This is a genomic window from Streptomyces sp. NPDC005017 (assembly GCF_042873115.1).
Taxonomy (GTDB): domain Bacteria; phylum Actinomycetota; class Actinomycetes; order Streptomycetales; family Streptomycetaceae; genus Streptomyces.
In genome coordinates, this window is the sequence record NZ_JBIALD010000011.1 from 273,663 (window position 1) to 290,263 (window position 16,601).

The window sequence follows — 16,601 nt, forward strand, 5'->3', positions numbered from 1 at the left end:
CGGAGGGGGCGGCGCTCAGTCGACCTTCTCGCCCGCGCGGGGCGCGGGCAGGGCGCCGAGCTTCTCGCCCGCCCCCTCGGTGTCGATGTGCGGCAGGACGCGGTCCATCCAGCGCGGCAGCCACCACGCGTGCGGGCCGAGCAGGGTCATCACCGCGGGCACCATCAGCAGCCGCACCACGGTCGCGTCGATGAGGACGCTGACGGCGAGACCGAGCCCCAGCATCTTCACCACGATGTTGTCGCTGACGATGAACGCCGCGAACACGCTCACCATGATCAGCGCGGCACAGGTGATGACCCGCGCGGTGATCTCCAGCGCGTGCGCCACCGAGGCCTTCGCGTCGCCGGTGCGGATCCAGGCCTCGTGCACCCGGCTCAGCAGGAAGATCTCGTAGTCCATGCTCAGGCCGAAGATGATGGCGAACATCATCATCGGCACATAGCTCTCGATGGGCACCTTGCCGTTCACGCCCAGGGCGGGCCCGCCCCAGCCCCACTGGAAGACGGCGACGACCACACCGTAGGACGCGGTGATCGACAGCACGTTGAGGACGGCCGCCTTCACCGCGACCAGCAGGCCGCGGAAGACCGTGAGGACGATCAGGAAGGCCAGTCCCACCACGACCCCGATGATCAGCGCAAGCCGTTCGGCGACGATGTCGCGGAAGTCGACCTGGGCGGCCGTGGTGCCGGTGACATAGCCCTCGGCGTCGGTGCCGGAGACCGACTGGGGCAGGGTGTCGTCCACGAGCCGGTTCACCAGGTCGGTGGTGTCCTGGTTCTGCGGGGACACCTTGGAGTAGACCGTGCCGATCAGGACGTCGCCGTCCTGCGTCGGGCTGAGCTGGGAGACGAACGCGGTCCCCGAGACGCCGTCGAGGGCCTTCTGGACGTTCGAGGACAGGTCCGAGCGCTGCGAGTCGGGGACCGAGGTCTGGTCGACGACGACGGTGAGGGGCCCGTTGGAGCCGGGGCCGAAGGCGTCGGACATCAGGTCGAAGGCCCGCCGGTCGGTGAACGAGGTCGGGTCCGCGCCGTCGCCGATGTGGCCGAGCTGGATCGTGAAGGCGGGGATCGCCAGCACCGCGATGACGGCCAGGCCCGCGGTCAGATAGCGCAGCGGATGGTGCTCGACGCGCTGGGCGTAGCGGTGCCAGGTGCCCGTGGCCTCGGCGCCGGGCCCGGCGTCGGCCTCGGCGACGGGCTTGCGCACGGTGTAGCGGTCGATACGGGTGCCGATCAGGCCGAGCAGGGCGGGCACCAGGGTCAGGGCGCCTAGGACCGCGGAGACGACCGTGACCGCCGCGGCGAGGCCCAGTTTCCCGATGAAGGACACCCCGGAGGCGTACAGGCCCATGAGGGCGACGATGACGGTGGTGCCGGAGACGAGCACGGCCCGTCCGCTGGTGGCGGCGGCGTGCCCCGCCGCGCGCACCGGATCGGCGCCGTCCATCAGGTTCTGCCGGTGCCGGGTGATCAGGAACAGGGCGTAGTCGATGCCGACGCCGAGGCCGATCATCGTGGCGAGGGTGGGCGAGACGGTGGCGAAGGTGAACGCCGCGGCGAGCAGTCCGAGGCAGGCGAGGCCGCCGACCACCCCGATCAGGGCGGTGACCAGGGGAAGTCCGGCGGCGATCACACTGCCGAAGCCGATCAGCAGGACGACGATCGCGACGGCGAAGCCGATCAGCTCGCTGACCCGGTCGTCGGCCTCGGGCCGGGCCAGTTCGCCCAGCGAACCGCCGTACTCGACCTGGACACCGGCGCTCTTGAGCGGCTGCACGGCGTCGTCGACCCCGTCGAGGTAGCCGTCGCCGAGGGTGCTGGGCTGCTCGCTGAAGCGGATGGTGACGTAGGCGGTCTTCCCGTCGGAGGACACGGGTCCGACCTTGGAGGAGGTCGCGTCGAGCGGGTTCTGCACGGACAGGACGTGCGGCAGTTTCTGGAGGTCGCCGACGGTGGTCGACATCTGCGAGCTGTACGACGTCAGGGCCTTGTCGTCGTGCAGGACGATCTGGCTGCTGTAGCCGCCGGCCTGCGGGTCGTGCTTCTCCAGGACCTCCAGGCCCTTCTGGGACTGCGCGTCCGACAGGGAGAAGTTGTCGGAGTACTCGCCGCCGTAGAAGTGGTTGAGGGTCTGGAGCGCCCCGAGGGCGACCAGCCAGGCGACGATCACGATCACGAAGTGGCGTGCGCACCACTGGCCCAGTCCGCGCAGCCCCCCGGCCGGTGTCTCGCCCCGTCCCCCTGCTCCGTCACGAGCGGCCATGGTCGGGTCTCACTCCCTGCCGGGCGGGTGCCTGGCCCTTCCCAGTAGACGCCCGGCGCCATCCGTCGGCATCTCGGACCCCGCTAGGCCCTCTCCGCCCCAGGGTTCCCACCCGTCACGTCCGCCATCTCCCACATCAGCAGTTCCGCCCGCGACACGGCGACGGCCGTCAGGTCCCGGGCGCCCGTGATCCGCGCCGAGTCCCCCGCCGCGAGCGTCACCTCGTCCACCCGCACCTCACCGCGTACGACGTGGACGTAGACGTGCGCCGCGTCCGGGACGGCCGTACGCTCCCCGTCGGCCAGCCGCCGCACGTGCAGCAGGGCTCCGGCCTCGGGGACGGCGTACGGGGTGGAGTCGGCGATCCCCGTCACGGTGCCGTACACCGGGTCGCCGCCCGGGTCCCTCGGCGCCAGCCACATCTGCAGGAACGTCAGCGGGGTGTCCCCGTCGTTGCGTTCCACATGGCGGACGCCGGCCGCCGAGCTGAGGTGCTGCACGTCGCCCGGCCGCACCAGGGTCTCGCGGCCCGTGGAGTCGCGGTGGGTCAGCTCTCCCTCGACGACCCAGGTGATCAGCTCGGTGTGGCTGTGCGGGTGCTCGTCGAAGCCCGCGCCGGGCGCGAGGCGCTCCTCGTTGCAGGCGATCAGCGCGCCGAAACGGAGGTTGTCGGGGTCGTAGTGCGGCCCGAAGGAGAAGGCGTGCCAGGACTCGATCCCGGCCTGCGGTTCCCCGCCGCGGTAGCGCTCCGCGGCGCGCCGTACGTCCATCACGGACCCCACCGTAGACCCCGCGCGGACCCTCCGCCGACCCCCCATGACGCATGCTCCCGTCCGGATAAGGCAGTCTTGTCCCCGTGCCCGAACCCGAAGCCCGCACCCCGGCAGCCGCAGCGCGTCCCGCCCATCCGCACTCCGCGACGCTGAAGCGGCTGGAGAGGTCCTCCGGATCGCTCGCCGCCCAGGCCATCGCGCGGATGGACGAGACGCTGTCGTGGTACCGGGCGATGCCGCCGGAGAACCGCTCCTGGATCGGACTCGTCGCCCAGGCGGGCATCGCCGCCTTCACCGAGTGGTTCCGGCACCCGGACGCCCCGCAGGCCATCTCTACCGATGTGTTCGGCACCGCGCCGCGCGAGCTGACCCGGGCGATCACGCTGCGCCAGACCGTGGAAATGGTGCGCACCACCATCGAGGTCATGGAGAGCGCGATCGACGAGGTCGCCGCCCCCGGCGACGAGCGCGTGCTGCGCGAGGCGCTGCTGGTCTACGCCCGCGAGATCGCCTTCGCCACCGCGCAGGTCTACGCGCAGGCCGCCGAGGCACGGGGTGCCTGGGACGCGCGCCTGGAGTCGCTGGTGGTGAACGCGGTGCTGAGCGGCGAGGCCGACGAGGGCGCCGTCTCCCGGGCCGCGGCGCTGGGCTGGAACGCGCCGGACCATGTGTGCGTGGTGCTGGGCACGGCACCCGACGGTGACTCCGAGCTGACCGTGGAGGCCATCCGGCGGGCGGCGCGGCACGCCAAGCTCCAGGTGCTCACCGGGGTGCTGGGCGACCGCCTGGTGGTCATCGCGGGCGGCAGCGACAACCCGCTGGGCGTGGCGAAGTCGCTGATCGGCCCGTTCGCCGCGGGGCCCGTCGTCGCCGGGCCCGTGGTGCCGGACCTGCTGGCCGCCACCCGGTCCGCGCAGGCCGCCGCGGCCGGACTGAAGGCCTGTTCGGCGTGGCAGGACGCGCCGCGGCCGGTGCTGGCGGACGATCTCCTGCCGGAGCGCGCCATCGCCGGAGACCCGAGTGCGCGCGAGCAGTTGGTGGAGGAGATCTACAGACCGCTGGAGGAGGCCGGATCGGCGCTCCTGGAGACGCTGAGCGTGTATCTGGAACAGGCGAGCAGTCTGGAGGGCGCGGCGCGGATGCTGTTCGTGCATCCCAACACCGTGCGCTACCGGCTTCGACGTGTGACTGACGTCACGGGCTGGTCGCCGTCGGATGTTCGGTCCGCGTTCACGCTGCGGATCGCGCTGATCCTGGGTCGACTGGCCGACGGCGACCTGCCTGTCTAGCGCATTGTCGGAAGCCCACAAAACCCCCTCGTGTTCTTCGTCCTAGTCCCCACGGGCGGCCGTGGCCGTCCACAAGAGAGAGTGTGAGAGTGTTCGTACTCGTCGCTCCCGGCCAGGGCGCTCAGACGCCCGGCTTCCTGACCCCCTGGCTCGAACTGCCCGGCGCCGCCGACAGGCTGGCCGCCTGGTCCGAGGCCATCGGTCTGGACCTCGCCCACTACGGCACGCAGGCCGACGCCGACGCGATCCGCGACACGGCGGTCGCCCAGCCCCTGCTGGTCGCCGCCGGGATACTGTCCGCCTCGGCACTGGGTGCCACCACGCCGGGCGCCGTCGCGGGTCACAGCGTCGGTGAGATCACCGCCGCCGCCTTCGCCGGGGTCCTGGACGACACCGCGGCCCTCACCCTCGTACGCAAGCGCGGTCTGGCCATGGCCGAGGCCGCGGCGATCACCGAGACCGGTATGTCGGCCCTGCTGGGCGGCGACCCCGAGGTCTCCGTCGCGCACCTGGAGAAGCTGGGCCTGACCCCGGCGAACGTCAACGGCGCCGGCCAGATCGTCGCCGCGGGCACGCTGGAGCAGCTCGCCGCGCTGGCCGAGGACAAGCCCGAGGGCGTCCGGAAGATCGTTCCGCTCAAGGTCGCCGGCGCCTTCCACACGCACCACATGTCCCCCGCGGTCGACGCGCTCGCGAAGGCCGCCGAGGAACTGGCCCCGGCCGACCCGAAGATCGCCTACGTCTCCAACAAGGACGGCCGCACCGTCGGCTCCGGCGCGGAGGTCCTCTCCCGTCTGGTCGGCCAGGTCGCCAACCCGGTCCGCTGGGACCTGTGCATGGAGACCTTCAAGGAACTCGGTGTGACGGCGCTGATCGAGGTCTGCCCCGGCGGTACCCTGACCGGTCTGGCCAAGCGTGCGCTCCCCGGCGTCGCGACGCTGGCCCTGAAGACCCCCGACGATCTCGACGCGGCCCGCGCGCTCATGGCCGAGCACGCCTGACGCGACGTCCCAGAAGGAGCCGAACGGACATGCCGAAGATCAAGCCCTCCAAGGGCGCCCCGTACGCGCGCATCCTGGGTGTGGGCGGCTACCGGCCGACCCGGGTCGTGCCCAACGAGGTGATCCTCGAGACGATCGACTCCTCCGACGAGTGGATCCGTTCGCGCTCCGGCATCCAGACCCGTCACTGGGCGAACGACGAGGAGACGGTCGCCGCGATGTCCGTCGAGGCGTCCGGGAAGGCCGTCGCCGACGCGGGCATCGAGGCCGCGCAGATCGGCGCGGTGATCGTCTCCACCGTCTCGCACTTCAAGCAGACCCCGGCCGTGGCCACCGAGATCGCCGACAAGCTGGGCACGGACAAGGCCGCCGCCTTCGACATCTCGGCCGGCTGCGCGGGCTTCGGCTACGGCCTGACCCTCGCCAAGGGCATGATCGTCGAGGGTTCGGCCGAATACGTCCTGGTCATCGGTGTCGAGCGGCTCAGCGACCTGACCGACCTGGAGGACCGCGCGACGGCCTTCCTGTTCGGTGACGGCGCGGGCGCGGTCGTCGTCGGCCCCTCGGACGTGCCCGCGATCGGCCCCACGGTCTGGGGCAGCGAGGGCGACAAGTCCGAGACCATCAAGCAGACCGTGCCGTGGACGGACTTCCGCAACGGCACGGTGGAGCGGTTCCCGGCCATCACCCAGGAGGGCCAGGCCGTCTTCCGCTGGGCCGTCTTCGAGATGGCCAAGGTCGCCAAGGAGGCGCTGGACGCCGCCGGGATCACGGCCGAAGAGCTGGACGTCTTCATCCCGCACCAGGCCAACGAGCGGATCATCGACTCGATGGTGAAGACCCTCAAACTGCCGGAGTCCGTCACCGTCGCCCGCGACGTGCGCACCACCGGCAACACCTCGGCCGCCTCGATCCCGCTCGCGATGGAGCGGCTCCTGGCGACCGGGGAGGCGAAGAGCGGTGACACCGCGCTCGTCATCGGCTTCGGGGCGGGTCTGGTCTACGCCGCCACGGTCGTTACCCTCCCCTAGGCACACCGCCACACCCTCTGAGAAACATCTACGAAGGAGCGCCGACATGGCCGCCACTCAGGAAGAGATCGTCGCCGGTCTCGCCGAGATCGTGAACGAGATCGCCGGCATCCCGGTCGAGGACGTCCAGCTGGACAAGTCCTTCACCGACGACCTGGACGTCGACTCGCTGTCCATGGTCGAGGTCGTCGTCGCCGCCGAAGAGCGCTTCGACGTCAAGATCCCGGACGACGACGTCAAGAACCTGAAGACGGTCGGTGACGCCACCGACTACATCCTCAAGCACCAGGCCTGATCTTCCGATCAACCCCCTGGGCTGACTGCCCCGCCACCCGGCGGTGGCGCCGCTGATTCCTCGATTCTGGAGAACGAATTCCCGTGAGCTCGACCAATCGCACCGTGGTCGTCACCGGTATCGGCGCAACCACACCGCTGGGTGGCGACGTGGCCTCCACCTGGGAGGGCCTGGTCGCCGGCAAGTCCGGTGTCAAGCCCCTGGAGCAGGAGTGGGCCGCCGAGCAGGCCGTCCGCATCGCCGCTCCGGTCGCCGTGGAGCCGACCGAGATCATCCCCCGGCCGCAGGCCCGCCGCCTCGACCGTTCGGCGCAGTTCGCGCTGGTCGCCGCCCAGGAGGCCTGGAAGGACGCCGGGTTCACCGGCAGGGCCGGCGAGGACGGCAGCGTCGACCCCGACCGCCTCGGCGCGGTCATCGCCTCCGGCATCGGCGGCGTGACGACCCTGCTCGACCAGTACGACGTGCTCAAGGAGAAGGGCGTCCGCCGCGTCTCCCCGCACACCGTCCCCATGCTCATGCCGAACGGCCCGTCGGCGAACGTCGGCCTGGCCGTGGGCGCCCGCGCGGGCGTGCACACGCCCGTCTCCGCGTGCGCGTCCGGCGCCGAGGCGATCGGCTACGCCATCGAGATGATCCGCTCCGGCCGCGCGGACGTCGTCGTGGCCGGCGGCACCGAGGCGGCGATCCACCCGCTGCCCATCGCCGCGTTCGGCAACATGATGGCGATGTCCAAGAACAACGACGACCCGCAGGGCGCCTCGCGTCCCTACGACACCGGCCGCGACGGCTTCGTCCTCGGCGAGGGCGCGGGCGTCGTCGTCCTGGAGTCCGCGGAGCACGCGGCGAAGCGCGGGGCCCGCGTGTACGCCGAGGCCGTCGGCCAGGGCATCTCCGCCGACAGCCACGACATCGTGCAGCCGGAGCCGGAGGGGCGGGGCATCTCGCACGCCCTGCAGAACCTGCTCGACAACACCGACCTCGACCCGGCCGAGATCGTGCACGTGAACGCTCACGCGACGTCCACGCCGGCCGGTGACATCGCCGAGCTGAAGGCTCTGCGCAAGGTGTTCGGTGACGACGCCGACCACATGGCGGTGTCCGCGACCAAGTCGATGACCGGTCACCTGCTCGGTGGCGCCGGTGGTGTCGAGACCGTCGCGACCGTCCTCGCGCTGTACCACCGGGTGGCTCCGCCGACCATCAACATCGAGAACCTCGACCCCGAGGCGGAGGCCAACGCGGATGTCGTGCGCGGCGAGGCCCGCAAGCTGCCCGTGGAGGGTCGTATCGCCGCGCTGAACGACTCGTTCGGGTTCGGTGGGCACAACGTGGTGTTGGCGTTCCGTACGATGTGAGCTGCGCCGCTCGCCTGAAGTCGGCCCGGGTTCCGCGACGAACCCGGGCCGACTCGCCGTTTAGGGCCCTTCTGCCCCGCAGGCCGCCGCCCCCCTCTCGCGCAGTTCCCCGCGCCCCTGCCCCGCTTCGTCCCCGGGTGCGGGCCGGTGGCCCCCTCTCGCGCAGTTCCCCGCGCCCCTAAAAGCAGGGCACTCCCGCACCCGACGACAAAGAGCAACCCCTCCAGGGGCGCGGGGAACTGCGCGAAGAGCGATCACGACCCGCACCCGACGACAACCACCAACCCCTCAGGAGCGCGAGGACCACGAACCACCCGCACCCGACCGCAAACGGAAGCCGCCCAAGGGGCGCGGGGAACTGCGCGAGAAGCGACCACGACCCGCACCCGACGACAGCGAGCAACCCCCTCAGGGGCGCGAGGAACAGCGCGAGGACCACGAACCACCCGCACCCGACCGCAGAGAGAAGTCCCCCAAGGGGCGCGGGGAACTGCGCGAGAAGCGACCACGACCTGCACCCGACGACAACCACCAACCCGCGGGGAACTGCCTGACCCCCGCGACCATGGGCCGCACTCCTCGCGGGCGGCGAGCGCGGGGGTCAGACGACCTGGTGGAGCCAGCGGACCGGGGCGCCCTCGCCGGCGTAGCGGAAGGGCTCGAGTTCGTCGTCCCAGGGCTTGCCCAGGAGTCTGGTCAGCTCCGCTTCCAGATCCGTCTCACCGCGCTGACTGCGGAGCAGCGCCGCCCGCAGCCGGTCCTCGGGGATGAGGATGTCACCGTGGATGCCGGTGACGGCGTGGAAGATGCCGAGGTCGGGCGTGCAGCTGTAACGCTCGCCCTCGGTGGTGGAGCTGGGCTCGGCGGTCACCTCGAACCGCAGCAGATGCCAGCCGCGCAGCGCGGAGGCGAGTTTGGAGGCCGTGCCCGCCTCGCCCTGCCAGGAGAACTCCGAGCGCCAGGTGCCCGGCGCGGCGGGCTGGCGGATCCAGTCGAGGTTGACGCGGGTGCCGAGCACCCCGGCGACGGCCCACTCGACGTGCGGGCACAGCGCGCGCGGAGCGGAGTGCACGTACAGAACTCCACGTGTCGTCACCGGGACCTCCGGGCAGAGCGGGACAGGCGGGCCGAGCGGCTGGCAGGACAGCCACGCTGATGGCGAGGCTACCGTGCGGCGGGGCAAGGAGTGTGACGTACCGTCGGTCCCGGTACCCGGAAACACACACCATTCACCCGGCAGGACGCCTGTGCGTGTCCGGAGCGTCACGGTCGGCGTATCCGGGAACTCCCGGACGTTGTCATGGTGGGGGTCGGGCGGGACGGCGCCTGTCCGTCGGCCGAGGGGATCAGCAGGATGCGCAACCGTGTCTGGAGCGTCGCCGCCGTGCTGACGGCTGCCGTCGTCGGGGTCGCCGGGTGCGACGCCGTGGGCGGGAACTCCCCTTCCCCGTCCGGCACCCGGGCCGCGCCGTCGCCCTCGCCGACGCCGGTGTGGGACCGCAGCCCCGGGTCGGTCGCGGCGGTGGGCGACTCGATCACGCGCGCCTTCGACGCGTGCGGGGTGCTGTCGGACTGCCCGGAGGTGTCCTGGGCGACCGGGAGCAGCGTGGAGGTGGACAGCCTGGCGGTCCGGCTGCTGGGGCGGACCGGGGCGGCGGAGCGCAGCTGGAACTACGCGGTGACCGGGGCCCGGATGGCCGATCTGCCGGGGCAGATGGCGCGGGCGGTGACCCGCTCCCCGGAGCTGGTCACGGTGATGGCGGGGGCCAACGACGCCTGCCGGCAGTCCGCTGCGGCGATGACCCCGGTGGCGGACTTCCGGGCGTCCTTCGAGGACGCGCTGCACACCCTGCGGCGCTCGCTGCCGAAGACGCAGGTGTACGTGGCGAGCGTTCCCGATCTGAAGCGGCTGTGGTCGCAGGGCCGGACCAGCGACCTGGGCAAGCAGGTGTGGAAGCTGGGCATCTGCCCCTCGATGCTGGCCGACGCGGACGCGCTGGACGCGGCGGCCGACGCGCGGCGCGCGACGGTGCAGCGGCGCGTGGAGGAGTACAACGAGGTGCTGCGGGAGGTGTGCGCGAAGGACGAGCGCTGCCGCTTCGACGGGGGCGCGGTGTACGCGTACCGCTTCGGCGTCGCGCAGCTCAGCCGCTGGGACTGGTTCCATCCGAGTGTCGACGGACAGGCCCGGCTCGCGGAGATCGCCTACCGGACCGTGACGGCGGAGGACGCCTGACCCGGGGCCTGTCCGGCAGGCCTTGGGCTCCCCTCGTGATCGAACCCTTTGGAACACTTTCCGAGGGCATTCCGGAGGTGACCGACCCCGAGTTCGTGCGCAACCGGCTGGAACATCGTCGCCCAGGTGCGGGCGGTCCTCGCGGTGGCCGTCAGTGCGACGGGGCGAACGCGAGGCTGACGCCGAGGCCCGCCAGCAGGGAGCCGATGACCTTGTTGAGGACCTTCTGGGCGCGCAGCATCGCGGTCCTCATGCGCTCCTGCGAGAAGAACACGGCGACCACGCCGAACCACAGCAGATGGGCGAGCGACATGAACAGGCCGTAGCCCGCCTGCTGCCACAGCGGTGTGCCGGGGCCGACCACCTGGGCGAAGGTGGAGACGACGAACAGGGTCGTCTTGGGGTTGAGGACGTTGGTGAGGAAGCCGCCGCGCAGCGCGGCGAGCGGGGTCAGGCCGGTGTGCTGCTCCAGGTCGACCTTCAGCTCGCCGCGGGTGCGGAAGGTGCGGACGCCGACGTACACGAGGTAGGCGGCGCCGGTGAGCTTGATGACGGTGAACAGGAAGGTGGAGGACGCGATCAGCAGGCCCACGCCGAGCATGGTGTAGGTCACGTGGACCAGCACACCGGCGGCGACCCCGGTGGCGGCGAGCAGTCCGGTGCGGCGGCCGTGCAGATAGCTGTTGCGGACGATCATGGCGAAGTCGGCGCCGGGGGCGACGACGGCCAGGACGGTGATGACGGCGACGGCGAGTATCTCGGTCACGCGGTGACGTTCTCCCCTTCTGTCTCGTCCTGAGCGGCCCCTTCGCCGACGGTCTCCTCGCCGAGCAGCTCACGGGCCATGAGGGTGGCGCCCGCGACCGCGCCCGGCATCAGGAAGACCGCCACGAAGGGCACCAGGAAGGCCAGGGCGAGGGGCGTTCCGAAGCCCCAGACCAGGGTCCTGCGGGAGCGCAGCAGGGTGAGGCGGTCGCGCAGTTCGACACCGCGGCGCTGGAGGGCGACGGCGGCCAGTTCCTCGGTGAGGAAGAAGCCGGTGACGAAGAAGCCGAGCACGGGCACGACGGTCTGGCCGAAGACGGGGACGAGCCCCAGCGCGAACAGCAGCACACCCCAGCACAGGGCCCGTACGACGATGCGCAGGCTGTCCCGGGCGGAGATCCACAGTTCCCGCCACAGCGGCAGCCCCGACTCGGGGGCGGTGCCGTCGGGCGACACGTCCCGGTCGACCCGCTCCGACAGGCTCTCGTAGAACGGCTGCCCGATCAGCAGGGTGACCGCGGTGAAGGTGAGCACGGCCAGCAGCATGCCGAGGGCCCACAGCACGACGGTGAGGAAGCCGCGCAGCAGGCCGTCCCAGGGGCTCGACCAGTCGTCGGCGAACGGCGTCGCCCACGTCACGAAGTCGTCGCCGTAGACGGCCAGCGCCACCAGGGCGCCCGTGTACAGCACCAGTGTGATCAGACCGGGGATCAGCCCGAACTCGTACTGCTTCCCGTGCCGGGCCACCCACCGCTGGCCCTTGACGAGGTACTTGAAACCCACCCCGAGATCGCGCATGGGCGCACTCTATCGGGCGACGATCGGGCCGCTCGGGGGGCGGTTGGCCCACGGGCGCCTCTTGTTGCGGTTGAGTCGAACAGGTACATCTCGCCGTACCGATCCCAGGAAGCCCGGAGGAGGTACCTGTGCGCACCACCGCGAGCGCCCTGATCGCCCTCGCTCTTTCGGCCGGCTCCTTCCCGCTCACCCCAAGGGGCAGTTCCAGCAGGTGGCTCGGGCATTGTTGATCATGGCGCAGACCCGCAGAGGCTGAGTCGACGTTGAAGGAGAGCGGATGACGCAGGAGATCCACGGCGCCGTCGCCGACGGCTACGAGGCGGTACGCGAGGAGTTCGCCGCGTTCGTGGCGGAGGAGCGCCCCGACTACGAGGGGCAGTTGTGCGCCTACGTGCACGGCAGACAGGTCGTGGACCTGTGGTCCGGCGACGGCGCGCGGGGCGACTCGCTGTACGGCGTGTTCTCCACGACCAAGGGTGCGGCGCACCTCGTGGTGGCGCTGCTCGTGCAGGACGGCACCCTCGAACTGGACCGGAAGGTCACCTACTACTGGCCGGAGTTCGGCGCCGAGGGCAAGGGCGCGGTGACCGTGCGGGATCTGCTGGCGCACCGGGCGGGTGTGGTGGGGCTGGACGCCGGGTTCAGCCGGGCGGAACTGGCCGACGACCGGCTGATCGCCGAGCGGCTGGCCGACCAGAAGCCGTTCTGGCGGCCCGGCACGGCGTTCGGCTACCACGCGCTGGTGATCGGCGCGCTCACCGGCGAGGTCGTGCGGCGGGCGACCGGCCGGACGACCCAGGACCTGTTCGAGGAGCGGGTCCGGGCGCCGTACGGGCTGGACTTCTTCCTCGGTCTGCCCGAGGCGCTGGAGCCGCGCTACCGCAGTGTCCAGCCGATGGAGCCCACGCCGCAGCAGCAGGCCGCGCTGGACGCGGCGCCGACCGGGCGGCACTCGCTGACCTCGATCGCCTTCAACACGCATGTCCCGGACCCCGGGGAGCTGGTGGACCACGCCAACTCCCGTGCCGTGCGGGCGAAGGGTCCCGCCTCGGCGGGCGGGGTCGCGGCCGCGCGCGGGATCGCCGGGATGTACGCGGCGGCGATCAGCGAGGTGGAGGGGCGTCCGCCGCTGCTGAAGCCGGACACCGTCGCCGAGGTCGGCCAGATCCACTCCGTCGGCCACGACCTGGTGGCCCGTACGCACAAGGCCTTCGGGCTGGGCTTCCAGGCGACCGCGGTGAACTGGTACCCGTTCCTCGGCGCCGGGTCCTTCGGCCACAGCGGCGCGGGCGGCTCCCAGGGGTTCGCCGACCCGCGCTCCGGACTGGCGTACGGCTACACGCGGCGCCGGTGTTCCTTCCCCGGCGGGGCGGCCCTGGAGAACGAGCGGTTCGTGAAGGCCGTGCACGGCGTGGCCCTGGCCGGCTGACGGGACGGCCGTCTGTGGACGGCTGACTGTGGACGGCTGACTGCGGACGGCTGACCGGACGGGCAAGGGCCGCACCCCACGTCCAGGGGTGCGGCCCTCGTCGATGGCGACGACGGATGTCAGCCAGGGCCGGTGCCACCGCCTCGGGGCCTCCGGGCCTCCGGGCCTCGGGGCTCGGGGCTCGGGGCCTCGGGGCCTCGGGGCCTCGGCTACAGCTTGACGATCATCTTTCCGGTGTTGTCGCCGCGGAGGACCCCGAGGAAGGCCTCCAGGTTGTTCTCGATGCCCTCGACGACCGTCTCGCGGTACTTCAGCGCGCCCGAGGCGACCCAGGGACCGACCTCGCGCACGAACTGCGGCTGGAGGTCGTTGTGGTCGTTGACCAGGAGGCCCTCGATGCGGCCGCGGGTCTGGATCAGCCGGGCGAGGTTCCTCGGGCCGGGGGCCGGCTCGGTGTTGTTGTAGACCGAGATCATGCCGCAGACGGCGATCCGGCCGCCCTGGTTCAGGGAGCCGATCGCGGCCTCCAGGTGGTCGCCGCCGACGTTGTCGAAGTACACGTCGACGCCGTCCGGCGCGGCCGCGCGCAGCTGCTCGGAGACGGGGCCGCTCTTGTAGTTGAAGGCGGCGTCGAAGCCGTACTCCTCGACCAGCAGCTTGACCTTGTCGTCGGAGCCCGCCGAGCCGATCACCCGCGAGGCGCCCTTCAGCTTCGCTATCTGGCCGACCTGGCTGCCGACCGCGCCCGCGGCGCCGGAGACGAACACGATGTCGCCCTCCTTGAAGGCGGCCGTGCGCAGCAGGCCCGCGTACGCGGTGAGGCCGGGCATTCCCAGTACGCCGAGGTACGTGGACAGGGGCGCGGCGTTCGCGTCGACCTTGACGGCGTGCTTGCCGCCCAGGACGGCGTACTCGCGCCAGCCGAGGAAGTGCAACAGGTGGTCGCCGACCTCGATGCCCTCGGCGTTCGAGGCGACGACCTCGCCGACCGCGCCCCCCTGCATGACCTTGCCGAGCTCGAAGGGGTCGACGTAGGACTTGGCGGCGCTCATACGGCCGCGCATGTACGGGTCGACCGACAGGTACAGGTTCCGCACCAGGACCTGCCCCTCGCCCGGGGTCGGGACCTCGGTCTCCACCAGTGCGAAGTCCTCGGCCTCGGGCCAGCCGACGGGACGGCTGAGCAGGTGCCACTCGCGGTTGATCATGGGGGTGCCTTTCGAGATCGCCTGGGGCTGGGCCTAGGCCGCCGGGGCCTGGGAAGATTACTTCAGCATCTGAAACAACCATGAGGGTGAATATTTCAGGTTGTCAAGTAATCGGGGTAGAATCGGACCATGGCCAATCCCTCGCGACCCCGTCCCGACGAGCTGACCCTCGAGGTCGTCGACCTCATCGCGTCGGTCGTCGCCCGCTATCACGAGGAGTACGAGGAGGCTGCGGCCGAGCATGCGCTGACCGGGGCGCAGGCGAAGCTGCTGGGGTTGCTGACGCTTGAGCCGCTGCCCATGCGGAAGCTGGCGCAGCGGCTCAAGTGCGAGCCGTCGAACGTGACCGGGATCGTGGATCGGCTGGAGGCGCGGGGGCTTGTGTCCCGGCAGCCGGATCCCGCCGACCGGCGGGTGAAGGTGGCGGTGGTCACGGAGGAGGGGCGGGGGGTGGCTCGAAGCCTGCGGGAGTCCCTGCGGTTCGCACGGGAGCCGCTTGCGGGGTTGTCGGTCGAGGAGCGGGTTTCCCTCCGGGGGTTGTTGCAGAGGATGCTCGACTCTTCGCCGTAGGGCTCGACGGCGGTTGTCGACTCTGACCGTGCGCGCAGTTCCCGCGCCCCTTCAGGAGGGGGACCTGACGCCGGTCGTCGTCCTTCCGCCGGACGTGGCCGTTCGCGCAGTTCCCCGCGCCCCTTCAGGGGGCTCGCCCGGGTCGGCCGATACGTGCGCTGCCCCGGGCGACAGGGGCGGCCTGCCCTCGGTTGTCGACTTTCCGCTGGACGTGGTTGCTCGCGTAGTTCCCCGCGCCCCCAAAGAGGGGCGTCTCGCTCGCGCGCAGCCGGGCGCCGCTGAAGACGACCCTTCGGGCGCACGCCCTCAAGGGGCGCGGGGAACTGCGCGAACGGCCGCACTCAAGCCGCACGCCGACACGAGACACCAACCCCCGGACACCCAAGGGGCGCGGGGAACTGCGCGAGCAACCACATCCGAGCCGTAGGCCGGCAACGGACACCAAGCCGCACCCACCGAAGGGGCGCGGGGAACCGCGCGAACGGCCACAGCCGCGCCGCGAGCCGACAATGCACACCAAGCCCGCAGACACCTGAGGGGCGCGGGGAACTGTGCGAACGGCGAGAGCCGTCGGGGGTTACGCGCACCACCAGAGGAAGCGGTCGCACGTTTCCGAAGGGGTGGGGCGAGGGTTCTTGGGCGGGGCCGAGGTGGGGGTCTGGGACGCCGGGTCCGGGCCCTGGGCGGGGGGCGGGTTGCCCGTCGGCGTAGGTGTCGACGCGGCGGAGGAGGGCGGCGGCGGCGCCGAACTCGGCACCGCCTCCGGCGACGCGGACCGGCTCGTCGAGTCCGAGTCCGAGGGCGAGGGCGAGGGCGAGGACGACGGGGAGCCGGTCGGCGAAGCCGAGTCGCGAGCACCCGGCACCCCGGAAGCCGCCGGGTCGGAGAGCGGGTCGGCCGAGGGCTCGGCACCCACCTCTCCGGAGGTACCACCGTCCGGCCCCTGGCCACTGCCCGCCACGGCCGGCTCCGGCGAGGACCCCGGCGCCTCCAGGCCGAGCTCGGCCAGCCCGAGACCACCCGCGGCCAGCACGAGGCCCGCGGCCATCAGCGCCGTCCGGCGACGCCGGCGCCGATGCGCGGCCGCCTTGCGGTCCCGGCGGCTCACACCGGAACGCCGCGAGGCACCGGGCGCCGGCTCGACCGGATGCCCCTCCGCATCGCGGGACGGACCCGCCGCGCCACCCTCCACCCCGCCGACGGAACCCCCACCGACCCAGCCCCCACCGCCAGCGCCCCCCTCGTGCGCGAGTTCGTCGTCGTACGCGGGCTCCGCGGGCAGGCGGTCGGCCGGGAGGCCGCATCCCGGGCAGGCGAGCGCGCCGTTGAGGTGCCGTCGGCAGGGGTGGCAGTAGTCCATGACGCCGGAAGACTAAGTTCCCGACACATCACGTTCCTAGGCGTCCCCGTGAAGGTTCTGTAGGGAACCGGCCGTTCCGGCGCGGCACGTCGAGAACTCGGGGGTTCCGGAAGTACCGAAACCGTTACTGACTTCAGCTCGTCGGGGTGAATTCTTGCGAAGTCCCTGATGGGCGTGGGTGAGTGGCTGTATCCGTGTGGTGTGCGATATGCGGATGGGG

At 71.6% G+C, this 16,601-nt stretch carries 14 protein-coding genes; 8 read left to right on the forward strand and 6 right to left on the reverse strand.

The annotated features are described in order from the left end of the window. Positions 1 to 15: 15 nt before the first annotated feature. Together ACFYR0_RS19375 and ACFYR0_RS19380 are read right to left on the reverse strand one after the other, a co-directional pair. Positions 16 to 2,271 (reverse strand): MMPL family transporter, encoded by a 2,256-nt coding sequence (locus tag ACFYR0_RS19375; protein ID WP_389329105.1) that lies wholly within the window; start codon positions 2,269 to 2,271, stop codon positions 16 to 18. A gap of 83 nt (positions 2,272 to 2,354) precedes the next feature. Next, entirely contained in the window at positions 2,355 to 3,041 is a 687-nt protein-coding gene (locus ACFYR0_RS19380) for a pirin family protein (RefSeq protein WP_389329160.1), read from the reverse strand. An 86-nt stretch (positions 3,042 to 3,127) separates the two neighbouring features. On the opposite strand from ACFYR0_RS19380, the gene fasR reads away from it, so the two are divergent. The 5 genes from fasR (at position 3,128) to fabF (ending at position 8,015) form a co-directional block, all read left to right on the forward strand. Next, entirely contained in the window at positions 3,128 to 4,333 is a 1,206-nt protein-coding gene (fasR, locus tag ACFYR0_RS19385) for a fatty acid biosynthesis transcriptional regulator FasR (protein WP_389329108.1), read from the forward strand. An 89-nt stretch (positions 4,334 to 4,422) separates the two neighbouring features. After that, positions 4,423 to 5,334 carry an ACP S-malonyltransferase gene (locus ACFYR0_RS19390; protein ID WP_389329111.1) on the forward strand — a complete coding sequence of 304 codons (912 nt, stop codon included), beginning with the start codon at positions 4,423 to 4,425 and terminating at the stop codon, positions 5,332 to 5,334. A gap of 29 nt (positions 5,335 to 5,363) precedes the next feature. Next, positions 5,364 to 6,365, forward strand: a complete 1,002-nt coding sequence (locus ACFYR0_RS19395; protein WP_389329115.1) for a ketoacyl-ACP synthase III — start codon at positions 5,364 to 5,366, stop codon at positions 6,363 to 6,365. Between the two features lie 46 nt (positions 6,366 to 6,411). Next, entirely contained in the window at positions 6,412 to 6,660 is a 249-nt protein-coding gene (locus tag ACFYR0_RS19400; RefSeq protein WP_004931691.1) for an acyl carrier protein, read from the forward strand. Positions 6,661 to 6,743: 83 nt separating this feature from the next. Further along, complete coding sequence (gene fabF, locus ACFYR0_RS19405) at positions 6,744 to 8,015, forward strand: beta-ketoacyl-ACP synthase II (protein WP_389329118.1); 1,272 nt, start codon at positions 6,744 to 6,746, stop codon at positions 8,013 to 8,015. A gap of 601 nt (positions 8,016 to 8,616) precedes the next feature. Here fabF and ACFYR0_RS19410 read toward each other — a convergent pair. Next, positions 8,617 to 9,111, reverse strand: coding sequence for a DUF3145 domain-containing protein (locus ACFYR0_RS19410; RefSeq protein WP_389329121.1), 495 nt, complete (start codon positions 9,109 to 9,111; stop codon positions 8,617 to 8,619). Positions 9,112 to 9,369: 258 nt separating this feature from the next. Between ACFYR0_RS19410 and ACFYR0_RS19415 the strand changes: the two genes are divergently transcribed. After that, positions 9,370 to 10,251, forward strand: a complete 882-nt coding sequence (locus ACFYR0_RS19415) for an SGNH/GDSL hydrolase family protein (protein ID WP_389329124.1) — start codon at positions 9,370 to 9,372, stop codon at positions 10,249 to 10,251. 151 nt (positions 10,252 to 10,402) lie between these two features. Here ACFYR0_RS19415 and ACFYR0_RS19420 read toward each other — a convergent pair whose 3' ends face one another. Both ACFYR0_RS19420 and ACFYR0_RS19425 read right to left on the reverse strand, forming a co-directional pair. Beyond that, positions 10,403 to 11,017, reverse strand: a complete 615-nt coding sequence (locus tag ACFYR0_RS19420) for a LysE family translocator (RefSeq protein ID WP_389329127.1) — start codon at positions 11,015 to 11,017, stop codon at positions 10,403 to 10,405. Next, positions 11,014 to 11,814, reverse strand: coding sequence for an EI24 domain-containing protein (locus ACFYR0_RS19425; RefSeq protein ID WP_389329130.1), 801 nt, complete (start codon positions 11,812 to 11,814; stop codon positions 11,014 to 11,016). Before ACFYR0_RS19425 ends, ACFYR0_RS19420 begins: the two co-directional genes overlap by 4 nt. A 277-nt stretch (positions 11,815 to 12,091) precedes the next feature. Here ACFYR0_RS19425 and ACFYR0_RS19430 point away from each other — a divergent pair, with 277 nt between their 5' ends. Continuing rightward, positions 12,092 to 13,243 (forward strand): serine hydrolase domain-containing protein, encoded by a 1,152-nt coding sequence (locus ACFYR0_RS19430; RefSeq protein WP_389329133.1) that lies wholly within the window; start codon positions 12,092 to 12,094, stop codon positions 13,241 to 13,243. Between the two features lie 209 nt (positions 13,244 to 13,452). Here ACFYR0_RS19430 and ACFYR0_RS19435 read toward each other — a convergent pair whose 3' ends face one another. Beyond that, entirely contained in the window at positions 13,453 to 14,451 is a 999-nt protein-coding gene (locus tag ACFYR0_RS19435; protein WP_389329136.1) for an NADP-dependent oxidoreductase, read from the reverse strand. Between the two features lie 129 nt (positions 14,452 to 14,580). On the opposite strand from ACFYR0_RS19435, the gene ACFYR0_RS19440 reads away from it, so the two are divergent. Beyond that, a complete protein-coding gene (locus ACFYR0_RS19440; RefSeq protein WP_389329139.1) occupies positions 14,581 to 15,021 on the forward strand; it encodes a MarR family winged helix-turn-helix transcriptional regulator in 441 nt (146 codons plus the stop codon). Positions 15,022 to 16,601: the final 1,580 nt, after the last annotated feature.